Origin of the sequence: Acetivibrio saccincola (assembly GCF_002844395.1) — a bacterium.
In the GTDB taxonomy this organism is placed as follows: domain Bacteria; phylum Bacillota; class Clostridia; order Acetivibrionales; family Acetivibrionaceae; genus Herbivorax; species Herbivorax saccincola.
In genome coordinates, this window is the sequence record NZ_CP025197.1 from 2,961,830 (window position 1) to 2,974,984 (window position 13,155).

18 protein-coding genes are annotated in these 13,155 nt (G+C 46.1%); all 18 read right to left on the minus strand.

Annotated elements, in window-relative coordinates:
* Positions 1–46 precede the first annotated feature (46 nt).
* The 18 genes from HVS_RS13160 to HVS_RS13245 all read right to left on the minus strand — a co-directional run bounded on the left by HVS_RS13160 (position 47) and on the right by HVS_RS13245 (position 13,067).
* Entirely contained in the window at positions 47–238 is a 192-nt protein-coding gene (locus HVS_RS13160; RefSeq protein ID WP_101303077.1) for a hypothetical protein, read from the minus strand.
* The gene (locus HVS_RS13165) at positions 235–618 is read right to left on the minus strand and encodes a hypothetical protein (RefSeq protein WP_003516030.1); all 384 of its coding nucleotides are present in this window, start codon (positions 616–618) and stop codon (positions 235–237) included. Before HVS_RS13165 ends, HVS_RS13160 begins: the two co-directional genes overlap by 4 nt.
* On the minus strand, positions 618–1,217 hold the full coding sequence (locus HVS_RS13170; protein ID WP_101304294.1) for a major tail protein: 600 nt from the start codon (positions 1,215–1,217) through the stop codon (positions 618–620). The genes HVS_RS13165 and HVS_RS13170 overlap by 1 nt, the downstream gene beginning before the upstream one ends.
* A gap of 5 nt (positions 1,218–1,222) precedes the next feature.
* Entirely contained in the window at positions 1,223–1,567 is a 345-nt protein-coding gene (locus HVS_RS13175; protein ID WP_003516028.1) for a hypothetical protein, read from the minus strand.
* Entirely contained in the window at positions 1,564–1,995 is a 432-nt protein-coding gene (locus HVS_RS13180) for an HK97-gp10 family putative phage morphogenesis protein (RefSeq protein ID WP_003516027.1), read from the minus strand. Before HVS_RS13180 ends, HVS_RS13175 begins: the two co-directional genes overlap by 4 nt.
* A 16-nt stretch (positions 1,996–2,011) precedes the next feature.
* Positions 2,012–2,347, minus strand: coding sequence for a head-tail adaptor protein (locus HVS_RS13185; protein WP_101303079.1), 336 nt, complete (start codon positions 2,345–2,347; stop codon positions 2,012–2,014).
* 125 nt (positions 2,348–2,472) lie between these two features.
* The gene (locus HVS_RS13190; RefSeq protein ID WP_101303081.1) at positions 2,473–2,781 is read right to left on the minus strand and encodes a head-tail connector protein; all 309 of its coding nucleotides are present in this window, start codon (positions 2,779–2,781) and stop codon (positions 2,473–2,475) included.
* 21 nt (positions 2,782–2,802) lie between these two features.
* Entirely contained in the window at positions 2,803–4,005 is a 1,203-nt protein-coding gene (locus tag HVS_RS13195; protein ID WP_101303083.1) for a phage major capsid protein, read from the minus strand.
* A 13-nt stretch (positions 4,006–4,018) separates the two neighbouring features.
* Entirely contained in the window at positions 4,019–4,744 is a 726-nt protein-coding gene (locus HVS_RS13200; protein ID WP_101303085.1) for a head maturation protease, ClpP-related, read from the minus strand.
* Positions 4,683–6,005, minus strand: a complete 1,323-nt coding sequence (locus tag HVS_RS13205; protein WP_101303087.1) for a phage portal protein — start codon at positions 6,003–6,005, stop codon at positions 4,683–4,685. The genes HVS_RS13200 and HVS_RS13205 overlap by 62 nt, the downstream gene beginning before the upstream one ends.
* Positions 6,002–7,654, minus strand: a complete 1,653-nt coding sequence (locus HVS_RS13210; RefSeq protein ID WP_101303090.1) for a terminase large subunit — start codon at positions 7,652–7,654, stop codon at positions 6,002–6,004. Before HVS_RS13210 ends, HVS_RS13205 begins: the two co-directional genes overlap by 4 nt.
* Before the next feature lie 54 nt (positions 7,655–7,708).
* The gene (locus HVS_RS13215; protein WP_093751262.1) at positions 7,709–7,858 is read right to left on the minus strand and encodes a DUF5049 domain-containing protein; all 150 of its coding nucleotides are present in this window, start codon (positions 7,856–7,858) and stop codon (positions 7,709–7,711) included.
* Positions 7,859–7,874: 16 nt separating this feature from the next.
* The gene (locus tag HVS_RS13220) at positions 7,875–8,342 is read right to left on the minus strand and encodes a gamma-glutamylcyclotransferase family protein (protein ID WP_023062547.1); all 468 of its coding nucleotides are present in this window, start codon (positions 8,340–8,342) and stop codon (positions 7,875–7,877) included.
* Positions 8,343–8,403: 61 nt separating this feature from the next.
* Entirely contained in the window at positions 8,404–9,303 is a 900-nt protein-coding gene (locus tag HVS_RS13225) for an amidoligase family protein (RefSeq protein WP_101303092.1), read from the minus strand.
* Between the two features lie 141 nt (positions 9,304–9,444).
* Complete coding sequence (locus HVS_RS13230) at positions 9,445–9,675, minus strand: DUF4314 domain-containing protein (RefSeq protein ID WP_101303094.1); 231 nt, start codon at positions 9,673–9,675, stop codon at positions 9,445–9,447.
* A 25-nt stretch (positions 9,676–9,700) separates the two neighbouring features.
* Entirely contained in the window at positions 9,701–10,393 is a 693-nt protein-coding gene (locus HVS_RS13235; protein ID WP_101303096.1) for a virulence factor, read from the minus strand.
* A 116-nt stretch (positions 10,394–10,509) separates the two neighbouring features.
* The gene (locus HVS_RS13240) at positions 10,510–11,763 is read right to left on the minus strand and encodes a site-specific DNA-methyltransferase (protein ID WP_101303098.1); all 1,254 of its coding nucleotides are present in this window, start codon (positions 11,761–11,763) and stop codon (positions 10,510–10,512) included.
* Positions 11,764–11,768: 5 nt separating this feature from the next.
* The gene (locus HVS_RS13245) at positions 11,769–13,067 is read right to left on the minus strand and encodes a site-specific DNA-methyltransferase (RefSeq protein ID WP_101303100.1); all 1,299 of its coding nucleotides are present in this window, start codon (positions 13,065–13,067) and stop codon (positions 11,769–11,771) included.
* Between the last annotated feature and the right edge of the window lie 88 nt (positions 13,068–13,155).

Sequence of the window (13,155 nt, forward strand, 5' to 3'; positions counted from 1 at the left end):
GCAGCTTTTTAAAGCAGGGATTACAGCCACCCTGCTTTTTTGCTGCTTATATTCCGTAAGGTATCACATCATCAATGGTAAGCATACGCTTTTGTTTCGCCAGCCCTAAAAACTGTCTATGGCACTCCCATAAATCAAGCAGGTACCCAATAGGCATTAGCCATACTTCATCCTCTGAACGGTTGAGCTGAACAGTACCGTAATATAGAAGCCGAGTGAACAATTCCTCATCGCTCACTCGGCCGGTGTGTTTTTTAAGTCATCCTCACTTTCAACGTTTCTTTTGGTACCCTTGAACATTGCTTCCATGATAGCGTCTTTATATGCTGCCAGTTCCAAAGGAGATGTGAGAAGTTCCACTGTCTCTTCAGTCAGGAGTTCACGCTTATCCTGATTTTTGAGGTTGTGTATCAAAATGCTCTGGTTAGCCAGCAGAGTAATCAGCCATACCACTTCGTCAAGAGCCATCTCGAAGTTCTCGGTTTTCATCAGTTTCGTGCCGAGGTTTTCAAGACCGCCGTACCTTTTTGCAATCTCCTTTGTCGCTTTAGTGGTTAGAATAAGCTGATATTCTTCATCGCCGATTTTGATAATTGCGCTTCTGTCATTATCCTGCATTATTCGCTGCCTCCTCCCACAGCAAATACCGGCTCATAAACTTCCGTATACCAGCCGGTAATAGTTTCAGGCGATACACCGGGATCGTCTTCGCTGACTTCTGCCTTCCAAGGGTGCTTTCCCTGGCCATCTGGTTTGTTACGTCTCATGACTGTCCCTTCAATGGTGGGTGTCGAAAAGGTAATGCTATCACCTTTCGTTTGGAGATTTGTAGCCGGAATTCCGAATTTAACCCTGTAAAGCCAAAAATACCTGTACTTGCCGTTAGCTTTCTTGGCTCTAAAGCCGATTGCCACAGGAGCGCCACCATCCTCACTGGCAGAAATCAGCACATTATTGTCATCAAGAGTGGCTCCCGTCAAAACCTCTGCAGCGGCTACTCCGATGTCTGCAACGCCAAGAGTCAGGGTGCCGCTTTGAAATTCCTTGACCACTTCTGCCGCCCCGTCATCGGCATAAAGCGTCGCCTCTGCCAGTTCTACAGAAAGCTCTGCCGTAATAGCCTTAGCCAGCGGAACAGGCGTGGCGTATGTCTCTTCTCCGTTTTCATTCTCAGTTATTTTGGCATAATATAACCTGTCCAGTCCGATTGTGGCCATGTTTTTCATTCCTCCTTTACTTCATACTCTTTTGCCACATCAATGGCATAGTGGTGATAGCCGGTATCGTCCTCATGGCCTATATACCGCCTGTCGGTAATGGTAAAGCCTGCTTGAAGCAATGTGTTCACTATTTCGTTTTTACGGGCAGTGTAGTTTCCCTTTATAAATAAAGACAACCTTACCTCCTGGGTTTCTACCTGAGGCCGGTTGTCTGCAAAAACTTCAAATGTATCTGTCATCGGAGTAATGACAAGGTACTCATCTGGCGGTACACCGCTAAATACCCCGGTTTCAATGGGGATACCCAAACCATCCAATAACGAGTTTAATTCTGACAATATGCTCATATACGACCCAGCTCCTGTTCCAGTCTTGACTTCATTACTTCGATGCAGGACTTCCTTGTAGCTGATTTTGCCGGTTTCAAAAAGGGCCTTGGAGGCTGCCCGGACTTACCATACTCAATAATATTAGCAATCTTCGCATTGCTTTCCCCATCCTTCCTTGGTTCAGTAAAGCCGATTTTTATGTTGTGGTTTCCATCCCTGTCCTGTTTGGCAGGAGAGAGTCCCAAAGCATTTACCAATTCACCGGTTGCTCTGGACGGATATTTAGTGCCGCTCCCGATAACTGACTGAAGATTGGACTTCACTTTTGAAAGAACCACTTCCCCGCCTGCTTCCAGCACCTTAGGTATGATTTCGTCTGTTCTTTCTCCAAGTCTGGATAACTTGAGCAAGAACTCTTCCGGCATTTTAACTTCCACCTTAGCCACGTTGCAGCCCCTCCTTTTATGCTTTGCTTGATTTCACTTTTTCCGCAAGCACCTCAATATACATTCCGCGTCCCTTCACATCCTCTACACTGATAATGTTGTACCTGCCATCGCTGCAAACGAGTACAAGATCTGTGGTAACTTCCAGGTTAGGTATCTTACGGAAGCGGAACAGGGCAGACGCCTGCGAAAACGCCGCCCTGTTTGCCCATTTTTCACTGCCATGCCTATCTTCCTTGTATGCCCTTACCGAAGCGAGAATGACATCACCTTTTTCAGTAAAACCCTCACTATCCTTAACCGGCTTGTCTGAGATAATGTCCACGAAAGTTTTCATTTTCCCAAGGCCCATATTTACACCTTCCTCGTCGTCGCAAACTCCGCTTTGCTCGTTTTGCCACTAGTGGCAAAAGCTCGCCCGCTCCGTTGCTCCTCCTCTCCCCACGAAGTCATAAGACTTCGCGGGGGCCCAAGGCGTTAAACACGCCATTCTCTGTCAAGCCGCAGCAATAGATTAACTGTATTCCATACCTGCTGTCCTGCCTGCACACTATCCCCAAAAAAGCCAGCCGTCGAGCCATCCCTGCTTTCATAAAAATGGCTCGACAGCATAATGACAGCCTGCTCAGTAGTAGGCGGCATAGGGTTTTCGGCATAATATCCTTCCGGCTTTTTCTGGTAACTTTCCGCATAGGCCACTGCGGCTTTGATATACTCTTGTAAAAGTGCGTCATCTTCGCTGTGCTGCAATATGAGGTTTGCTTTAACCTTCTCCAAAAGTTCCATGCCGCAGCACCTCCGTTTTAATTAAGCTGATTTCTGCTGCAGTATCTTGACTGCTTCTGCCAGCACCAGCTTGCCATCTACACGCTGGGTTGCCATGAATCCTACCTGTCCGGTCGCAGCATACAACTCATTAAGCCGCTTAAAAACCCTGCCCTGACGGTCTGCCACCCAGTAATAAGAAAAATCACCGAATACAATCGTTTTTGCTCCGGCGGCAATGGCTGGCATAAATGCAGAAGTTTTAACTGGACGATTGAGGATAGTATCCGGTGTTCCAGCAGTTACAGAAGGCTGCCAGAGATACTGACCGTTGTTGTCTTTGAGCTTCCTTATAGCTTTAATTGTCGAATCATTCATAATGAATACAGCGTTCCTGCGGTACGGAGACTTTAGGCTGTAGAACAAGTCCATGATCTCGTCAAGGGTAATGGCTGTTGCGCTCGCCGCAGTTACTCCTATCTCGCCACCGCCGTTATCCGCCAAGATACCGGTTGGCTTGCCAGATCCGTCGCCGATAAAAAATGCTTCCTCCTCTTTTGCTCCGATTCGGCGGGCGAATTCTTTGGCTATATACTGTTCAAGGTTGAATACACTATCGTTTAACAACTCCTCTGACACCTTGATCATAGTAGCCAGCTTATATGCGCCGATGGATACCTGTGCAAAGGAGTCATCGCTTTCGGGAATCTGGCCTTCCTCATCCACCCAAGATGCAGTACCCTTGCTTGCCACCACAGGAATTTTCTTGTCGCCGCTGGACGTGGTAATAACATTGGCAATCTGCCTAAAGATATTCTCCTCCTCCAGTGCTTCCACAAGAGTACGCTCAAAGTCGTCGGGAACAAGATATCCACCTTCGGTGTCCTCTCCAATCTGCAGCGCGTTGTGTACGTCATATTTGCGCCTGCCGCGCATCATGTTCCAGAAAGACTGCCTGTACTCATCGCTGGCACGTCCGGTTTTTTCATTGTTGCCAGATATGGAAGTGGGTTTGTCTGTAATAGGAATATTCAACGGTTTTGACAGTTCCAAATCTATGGCAGCCTGACGCTCAAGACGCTCTATTTCTTTGCCCAGCGCAATAACGTCGGCTTCCATTTTTTCATAAGTCGCGGTATCCTCCGGTGAAAGCAGTCCGTCGTTCCCGCGTTTGCTGTCGAGGAAAGCTTTAGCAGCTTCCCATACTTTAGCGCGTTTTTCACACAGTTCCAGTATTTTACTCATAATCAAATCCTCCTTAAGGTTTTAATAAAAAAAGCCGCTTTTCAAGCGACTCAATTGGTGTTCCTTTTGGTTTTTCTTTTGGTTTAAGCTTTTGCAGGATGGAATTTGTTACTGCCTGCCTGCTGAAGATCATTCCTCCTGATACTTCAAATTCGGATGGGAATGATTCATCCTCCATAAACAAGATTCCATCGGCAAAGCCAAGTTCCACCGCTTTTCTTGCGTTAAACCAGCTTTCTGCATCCATTAGGTGCGATATTTTTACCCTGGAAAGTCCGGTTTTCAGCTCATAAGCGTTGATGATGGATTCCTTTATTTCTTCCAGCATTGCGATAGCTTTCTCCATTTCCTCTGTATCACCGATAGCTATTGTCATAGGGTTGTGAATCATCATCATGCTGACAGGTGACATAAAGACGTCACCCCCGGCCATAGCTATGACCGAAGCGGCGCTGGCTGCAATACCGTCAATCTTTACCGTCACTTTGCCTTTGTAATCCATAAGCATGTTGTAAATTTGATTAGCTGCAAATATATCGCCGCCCGGGCTGTTAATCCAGATTGTTAAATCACCCTCTCCGGACAACAGCTCTGATTTGAACTGTTTGGGAGTTACTTCGTCTCCCAGCCAGCTTTCTTCAGCTATTGGGCCGTCAATATATAATGTCCGGCTGCCATCATCGTTTTGTATCCAGTTCCAGAAGCGGCAAACCGGTTTTGGTTTTTGTGATTTGTTCAACTTTTGATCCCTCCGTTTCAGCATTGTTTTTGCCTGCAAATGCACCTGCATCGGCAAGCCTGGTCATGTTACCGTTAACAAGATACAGATCTCCGCCCAACTCCGCCGGAATCCGGTTCATGTCCTCAAGCTCGCGGATATCGTTAGCAGACATCCAGCCGTTCTGTCGAGCTACAGCATAACCATTCATGCGGCTTGCATAATCACCGCGCAGAAGGCCATCTACATTGAATTTGACAAAGTATGCCCGCTTCTCTGATGGTAAAAGCAGCGCTTTTTGGAGAGCCTGTTCCCAACGCACCACCCACGGGTCAAGCGTGTATTTAACAAATTCCAGAGATTGCTGTTCGATGTTTGAAAAGCTTGACTTTTCAAGATCTCCAACCATATGGGGAGGTACTCGGAATATCCGAGCAATTTCATTTATCTGAAACTTTCTTGTCTCTAAAAACTGTGCCTGTTCGGGTGGAATGCCGATTGGTTGAAACTTCATTCCCTCTTCCAGGACTGCAATGCGATGAGCATTGGCACTTCCTTGATAAACAGCGTTCCAGCTTTCTCGCACCTTTGCCGGATCCTTTAATACGCCGGGATGTTCCAGAACGCCACCCGGATTTGCTCCGTTGGCAAAAAAGGATGCACCATACTCCTCACAGGCAATAGCCATGCCTATGGCGTTCTTGGCCATAGCAATAGGGGAGTATCCGATCAGTCCGTCAAAACCGAGCCCCGGGATATGAAGCACCTCGTCACTTCGCAGGTATATAAGGCCTGCTTTTGGATTAACCCTGCTCTCATCGCTGTCGCGCCGATAAGTGTAAAACAGTTCTCCGTTTGGAGCCCTGTCTACCGTCATTTTGTTTGGCAAAAGTGGATAAAGCGCCAGCACTCGTCCGGAACCGTCCCTAATAATTTGAGCGTAAGCATTTCCCCATAAAAGAAGATGACTCATCAGTGTTTCTCGGAACACGAATGAAGTCATCTCAGGGTTTGGTTCGTCATGGAGTAAATAATAGAGCGGGTGGGTCAACGCTTTTTCTTTGCCACCGTCTTCTTTATAGCGGTACACATGAAGCGGAAGCCCGGCGATGGCTTCTGCAAGTATCCTTACACAGGCATACACTGCAGTTGTCTGCATAGCAGTCCGCTCATTGACAGCCTTTCCGCTGGATGTGCCGCCGAAGAAAAAGCTATATGCATTACCGAACAGGCTGTTTTTCGGCTTGTCCCTTGCTTTGAACAAACGGGAAAATACACTCATATAATCAACAGCCCCCTTTCATCATAAATTGATCCGTTGCGTTCATCCCCGTCATGCCTTAACGCGCGGTCAAGCGCCATAATTAACGCTACCGCACCATCTATTCTCTCGGTGGATTTTTCTTTATCCGGCTTAATGTTTCCGGCGGGATCGGTTTTGACATAGATATTGTCCATCATCCACCGCAGTACTGGATTACCACCATGGGCGATGCGTTCTTCCAATGTCAGCTTCATCAACTCTTTTGTAGGCGGCGACATATCCTTGAAACCCTGACCGAATGGAACAACCGTAAACCCCAAAGCCTCGAGGTTTTGCGTCATCTGAATTGCGCCCCAGCGGTCAAAGGCTATTTCCTTAATGTTATATTTCATTCCGAGTTCCTCAATAAAGGTCTCGATAAAACCGTAATGTACCACGTTACCCTCGGTGGTAAATAAAAAGCCCTGCCTCTCCCAGACATCATAAGGTACATGATCTCTCCGCACACGCTGATCAATATTCTCCTCCGGTATCCAGAAAAAAGGTAGAATCTGATATTTGGCAGATTCATCAAGCGGTGGAAACACCAGCACAAAGGCGGTAATATCGGTAGTAGATGACAGGTCAAGTCCTCCGTAACAGGTTCTGCCGCGCAATTTTTCTGCATCAACAGGAAACGCACACTTATCCCATTTATCCATTGGCATCCAGCGCACCGATTGTTTCACCCACTGATTTAAGCGGAGCTGACGGAATAAATTTTCCTCTGCAGGATTTTGCTTGGCATTTTCAAAAGCCACCCTCAGTTTTTCGATGTCAACTGTAATGCCTAGTGACGGATTAACCTTTCTCCATACCTTTTCACTTGTCCAGTCATCGGTATCGGCTGCGCTGTAGATAACAGGGTAGAAAGTCGGATCTATCTTACGCCCTTGAAGAATATCCTCAGCCTTTTGGTGCACTTCCCAGCAGATGGAATTGCGGTCTGTGCCAGCAGTTGTGATCAGGAAAAACAGCGGTTGTTTTCTTGCATCGCCAGATCCGTGAAGCATTACATCATAAAGATCCCTGTTCGGCTGAGCATGAAGTTCATCAAATACCACACCATGGACGTTTAGGCCATGTTTCGTATATGCCTCCGCTGAAAGCACCTGATAAAAACTGCCTAACGGTTTATATACCAGCCGCTTCTGTGACAACATTGGTTTAATTCGAGATTTTAATGCCGGACACTGTTCCACCATATCTACTGCAACGTCGAAAACAATGGATGCCTGCTGACGATCAGACGCACATCCGTAAACCTCGCCGCCATGCTCGAAATCACCGCAGGTAAGATATAAAGCAATTGCCGCTGCAAGTTCGCTCTTACCCTGCTTTTTTGGAATTTCTATATAGGCAGTGTTAAACTGCCTGTATCCATTAGGTTTCAAGATTCCGAATATGTCCCGGACAATCTGTTCCTGCCAGTCAATTAATTCAAAAGGCATTCCATACCATTCACCCTTGGTATGCTTCAGGCAGTTTATAAAAGTAACAGCGGCATCCGCCGCTTCCTTGTCATATCGAGAACCTTCCGCCATAAACTTGGTTGGTTTATATCGTTTTAACTTCCGCAGCTTTGCCGCCTCCTTTCCTAAAATTGAGCAAGAAAAAAGGAACCTCATGGATGAAGTTCCTCTCTAAAGTGGATTTCTATGAAACTTGTTACGTTATAACCGTTATCGTTTGCCTGTTAGGATAAACTCGGCATATTCTTTCTTGTGTCCATTAAGAAATACTACTAATTCATAAAACCCCATTTTATATGCCTCTTCCTGTACTCTTGGCAAGTCAAACATATTACAGGCACCGCTGTCCCGTATGGCCATAATCTGTACCCATGTCCTACACCTCTGACTTCTCTGCCGCTGAAATTGAATCTCTTACCGCTTTATTGAGAAATGAAATATCAAAACCCGCATCTAAATAGCCCTGCCGAATCACCTCGTAATAGTAACGACCCGGTGCTCCCAAAGGTCTACCTTCATTCATGATATACACCATTGCGGGTACCCACTGCCCTTTGAAACGTACCTTAACCGTTTCTTTCCGGTATAGATGCGGATAACCTTCATATCTGTCCAGCGCTTTCTCATCATTAGGCATGATTCTCCAAAGCATTACTGGTACACTTTCACCTTTTTGTTTTTCTATTGTCGCTACTGCGCCGCCATTCCCTCCTCTGAATAACAGCCGGTATCCTGTGAGTTTTGCACTCCCCAGCACTTTTGCCGTTGGGCAGCGGTATGCCATCTGCCTTAAGTTCAGATTGCTTCCGTATGCTAAATATATGGTTCCTTTTTCTTTGCTCATCGTATCATCCTCCTTGTATTTACCAAGGCAGAGGCGGAGAGCCACCCCTGCGCTTGTCTATCTATGCTGCCCGAAACCGCCATGCAGCGTTACCATCAAGGTGTTTGCAAAGATGCTCCCGGCAGTTTTTGAACTCATCACCAATAAGTCCTATGCGGTTGAGATATGTCCGCATGGCAAACTTCTCATTTTCAACCTGTGGTTTCTTGCTGGAAGCGCATTTTTGCGTTAACGCCTGATGGTTTAACGCAAGGGCAAGCACTATGTAGCTTCTAATTTTTCCCGCATGAAGTTCGCTGTTAAAGCCTCGAAGCTCAATTGTCCCATTGCCATTAAAAAAGCTGTGCAGGTTCAAAAAGTGGTATCTGCTATTATGGTAATGGGTGCTTCGGCTTTCGCTGTAACCTTCGTACCAGATGCTCTCAATCGCCGCCATGGTTTTGGGCTTACGCCGATTCATCTTCTCAACCAGTGCCGCATCCATCTTTTTACAAAACCGCATCCTGTCCGGCTCAATCTGCAATGCTTTATAGAAAAGGTCATTCTTGCTGGCGATAATGTTGATAAAATTACGGATGCTTCGCGGTGAGTGGTCTGCACCGTCTATATGGATATGAATTCCACAGCTTGTGTTTGCAAAACCTCCAGCCTTGCGAAGCCTCCTTATCAATTCCTGCAGGGTTTCAATGTCTTCGCGGTATGTCAGTATCGGGCTTACCAACTCGACGCTATATTCCCGGCCAGCCGCCACAATCCTGCCGTTTTCCTTTTTCTGAGTCCGGATGCTCCCGTCGCTCATGAATTTCCATATCCGTCCATCCGGTGCAATAACCTTTTGGGTATCGTAATAATCTCCGCTGGATTCAACCCTCCCTCCAAGAAAAGCTGCTGCAGTTTTTGCCGCTTGTTTTCTTGTCATCCCCGTCAATTCTACCTCGATTCCAAATCTCGTTGTAAGCATTGCGCTTTCTCCTCGCTTTCTCTGTGTTTTTTGCCCTTTGGCAGTGTACATTAGGCCATTGAAAACACAGGATAGCAAGGCAATTCTGCGTGAGTTTCCACTGGATTTTGAACAATTTTACACATCTTGAATTGTGTACATTTACAGCTTTCTGATCACATCTATACCATAGGCTACACCCAAAGAAGAACCGCAGTCCCAGTTGATATGAACAGTTCCGATATCATCCACGAAAGATACTGTTCCTTGGTCTCCCGGTTTCAGCTTAGAATACGGATCATCCATGCAGATAAGCTCAACACGTGTTCCCGGCGGATACTGCTCTTTAATGCGAAGGACTGTTTCTTTTGAAGGGAAGCCTATTGCACTCATAGTTCGTCCTCCTCTCCAGAATAAATTATTCATTTTCGTCCACCGCCTTTGCTCTGCCTTTCCGATACGCCCCGTTGCCGGACAGCCTTGAAAGTAACACCTTGCGTTCAGTTTTGAAGTTATCACCTATAAACCCCAACCTAAGCAGGAAACAGCGAAAAGCATATTTTTCATTATCTGTTGGTTTTTCTTTTCGTAGTACTCGCTTCTGTAATTTTGCCTGTTCTGCCATCTGCTTTGCCAGCGTTATATAGGTCTGCACTTCATCAGCATTTAGAGTCGCGTTCCAGAAAGGGAAGGCAATCTCGTCATTTTCAGCTAATACTTCAAGTTCCCGGTCAAGCGACAGTGCTTTCTTAATTAACGTCTCTTTGCTGGCCAGCATATTATTTAGGTTTTCAAGGCTAATCGCGCTAAAGCCCTCCAACGAAAGAGTAATTGTCATGGTTCCCTCTGCTGAAAAGCCCTCCACATTCAACTCGTCAATAACTGAACGGATGGTTTTTATTTCATTGAGACTGATTTTCGGTGAGTGAACCACACTGTCCCTGTCAATCGTCCAACTGCCAGCAGATTTTTCGTCTTTAATCTCATACAAAAACTCCGGTGCTCCGGCATAGCGCACCTGGCCTTCAAGGGCTTCAGCTATGACCGAGGCAATGGCTTTTCTCTCCTGACCGACAATCTTCTGTGAAAAGCGAATGCTGTTATTGCTCATGCCATACACCTCCCCTCAAATAAGCTAAAACATTTTTGATTCCCATAAAAAATCCCACCTTTCCTTTTTGGTGGGGTACATTAACGCTCTGTTTTGAGGGGAAAGCAAGGACATTTTTAATCAATCTGTGTTTCCGCGTAAGGTATTTTTTCACTACCTGTTACCAAGAATACTGAATCTGTGCCAAATTGTGAAACATAGCGCTTTACAATCACATCGCAGTATTTCGGGTCAAGCTCCATCATAAAACAAACCCGCCCGGTCTGCTGCGCCGCAATCATTGTCGTACCAGAACCACCGAACAGGTCAAGGGCTAAATCTCCAGTATGGGAACTGTTGAGCATTGCCTTTGCTACAAGCGAAACCGGCTTCATGGTAGGGTGCTCCTCCGATACTTTAGGACGGGGTATCTCCCAAACATCTGACTGTTTACGGTCTTTAAGCGGGCAAAGGCGTGTTCCTTCAAGCCAACCATACCAGATCGGCTCGTACTGGGTATGATAGTCCTTTCTTGATAGTACCAAGCTGTCTTTTTTCCATATAATTGTGCTCGACCAGTGATACCCTACCTCACGCATGACGTTCATCAAACTGCCCCATTCCTGAGCACTCATTACCACATAGGTCATGCATCCGGCTTCAGAAACCTCTTTCATGCATTTAAAAGCGCGCAATAAAAAAGCACCGAATTCTTCGGTGCTCATATTGTCATTTAGAATTTGTCTTGGCTTCCAGCTTGGATGCCTGGTATCTGAACCGTAATCAACATTCCAGGGTGGGTCGGTGAAAACAAATCTCGCCTTTTGTCCGTTCATCAGCTTTTGCACATCTGAAAGCATGGTGCTATCACCGCACATCAGACGGTGGCTGCCAAGTACCCATATGTCGCCCTTTTTGGTAACCGGAATTTTAATCTCTGCAATTGCCTTTTCTGTATCGAAATTATCCTCTTTGACATTAGCGGCTGTTTTATCACGGAACAACTCATCAATTTCCGTAGCATCAAACCCGGTAAGAGAAACGTCAAAACCATCTTCATTTAAATCCATAAGCAGATCGGTCAAAAGCGGAATATCAAACTCACCACTGATTTTATTCAGCGCGACATTGAGCGCCTTTTCCCGCTGTTCATCCAAATCAACTACAACACAGTCGATCTCCTTATACCCCAAAGCTGTAAGTACTTTATAACGCTGATGTCCGCCGACAATATTCCCGGTGCGTTTATTCCATATGACCGGCTCTACATATCCAAACTCTTCAATAGACCGACGTAATTTTTCATATTCAGGGTCACCAGGCTTTAAATCTTTCCGCGGATTATATTTAGATGGTTTTAGTTTTTCTGTTGGTATTTTCAGTATATCCATAAATCTTAACCCTCCAGTTTGATGGCTTTTTCACCGGTGAATTCCTCCCAGCGCTTAACAGCTAAATCACAGTAAACAGGGGATAACTCCATTGCGTAGCATTTGCGCTCGGTCTGTTCAGCCGCAATTATAGTGGTGCCGCTGCCTGAAAACGGCTCAAGCACAATGCCGCCTTTGTCGCTGTGCATTTTGATGCACCGCCATGGAAGCTCTACAGGGAACATTGCAGGATGCTCCTTGTTTGCCCGGACAGTGGTCATCTCCCATATCCCAGCATAGCCCCATTTCTTGCGTTCTTCCTTTGTAAGCCGTTTCACAAATTTATAACTGTGTCCCGCAAAGGCTGAAAGCCATACATATTCCTGATCGTTATATTCCTCAGTCTCTCCTTTATTGCTGAAGGCTGAAATATACTCATACTGCTGAACCGGCTTGTTTGAAACAAGATGATAGGGTCCTACGCCGAAATTTTGCCCTTGCTTCTTCCAAATGCGGATCCAGATAGGGCGGTAACCGTTGTCCAAGAACATATTCACACTGTAAACACTGGTGGGTTCAATAAACTGAGAGCCGGTGGCATAGAGATCACCTAAGTTCCAGCAGACAATATCTGCATACCTGCACAGGTTTCTAATCACTGGGCGTACTGTCTCGAACCATGGCTCAATCCCGGCTTTTTCATATTCTTTGCCTACCCCATATGGAGGGGAAGTCACTGCCATCTGTGCGTGACACCCTTCCATCAACTTCTCAAAATCCTCATCCTTAGTAGAGTCACCGCACATCAAGCGATGATTCCCGAGAAGCCAGATATCGCCCCGCTTCGTTACAGGCTCGCACTGCACAATTTCCTCATGCGCTTTATCTATGTCAAAGCTGTCTTGTATCGCCTCTTTGGAGTACCATCGGTTAAGCAGTTCGTCTATTTCAGAAGCGTCAAACCCTGTGAGCGACACATCAAAGGCACCTGCGTCCAACTCAGCCATCAGTTCAGCCAGTTTATTCTCGTCCCACTCTCCCTGAATCTTATTAAGAGCAAGATTAAGCGCTTTTTCTCTCTGCAGGTCAAGATCTACAACGACGCAATCTATCTCTGTCTGTCCCAAGTCCAGCAAAACCTTTAAGCGTTGATGCCCGCCTACCACATTACCTGTTTTTTGGTTCCAGATAACAGGCTCCACATAGCCAAATTCCTCTATTGACCGTTTTAGCTTTTCATATTCCTTATCGCCGGGTTTTAAATCCTTGCGCGGGTTGTATACTGCTGGATTAAGTTTTTCAACAGATATTTTTTGTATGTTCATGCTGCATTCTCCTGTTCAATATTTTCTTAAGACCCTTTTTTGCGCCCTCACAATCTCCGTTTATTACTTGTCCCCGCAGAGTCTTAAA

What these genes read in the sequence shown, in the direction of transcription:
- HVS_RS13190 (WP_101303081.1), bottom strand. Translation starts at nt 2,781, where the DNA reads ATGGAACTTTTGGAGAAGGTTAAAGCAAACCTCATATTGCAGCACAGC.
- HVS_RS13230 (WP_101303094.1), bottom strand. Translation starts at nt 9,675, where the DNA reads ATGAGTGCAATAGGCTTCCCTTCAAAAGAAACAGTCCTTCGCATTAAA.
- HVS_RS13220 (WP_023062547.1), bottom strand. Translation starts at nt 8,342, where the DNA reads ATGAGCAAAGAAAAAGGAACCATATATTTAGCATACGGAAGCAATCTG.
- HVS_RS13240 (WP_101303098.1), bottom strand. Translation starts at nt 11,763, where the DNA reads ATGGATATACTGAAAATACCAACAGAAAAACTAAAACCATCTAAATAT.
- HVS_RS13235 (WP_101303096.1), bottom strand. Translation starts at nt 10,393, where the DNA reads ATGAGCAATAACAGCATTCGCTTTTCACAGAAGATTGTCGGTCAGGAG.
- HVS_RS13225 (WP_101303092.1), bottom strand. Translation starts at nt 9,303, where the DNA reads ATGCTTACAACGAGATTTGGAATCGAGGTAGAATTGACGGGGATGACA.
- HVS_RS13185 (WP_101303079.1), bottom strand. Translation starts at nt 2,347, where the DNA reads ATGGGCCTTGGGAAAATGAAAACTTTCGTGGACATTATCTCAGACAAG.
- HVS_RS13165 (WP_003516030.1), bottom strand. Translation starts at nt 618, where the DNA reads ATGCAGGATAATGACAGAAGCGCAATTATCAAAATCGGCGATGAAGAA.
- HVS_RS13205 (WP_101303087.1), bottom strand. Translation starts at nt 6,005, where the DNA reads ATGAGTGTATTTTCCCGTTTGTTCAAAGCAAGGGACAAGCCGAAAAAC.
- HVS_RS13170 (WP_101304294.1), bottom strand. Translation starts at nt 1,217, where the DNA reads ATGGCCACAATCGGACTGGACAGGTTATATTATGCCAAAATAACTGAG.
- HVS_RS13195 (WP_101303083.1), bottom strand. Translation starts at nt 4,005, where the DNA reads ATGAGTAAAATACTGGAACTGTGTGAAAAACGCGCTAAAGTATGGGAA.
- HVS_RS13175 (WP_003516028.1), bottom strand. Translation starts at nt 1,567, where the DNA reads ATGAGCATATTGTCAGAATTAAACTCGTTATTGGATGGTTTGGGTATC.
- HVS_RS13245 (WP_101303100.1), bottom strand. Translation starts at nt 13,067, where the DNA reads ATGAACATACAAAAAATATCTGTTGAAAAACTTAATCCAGCAGTATAC.
- HVS_RS13210 (WP_101303090.1), bottom strand. Translation starts at nt 7,654, where the DNA reads ATGAGGTTCCTTTTTTCTTGCTCAATTTTAGGAAAGGAGGCGGCAAAG.
- HVS_RS13215 (WP_093751262.1), bottom strand. Translation starts at nt 7,858, where the DNA reads ATGGCCATACGGGACAGCGGTGCCTGTAATATGTTTGACTTGCCAAGA.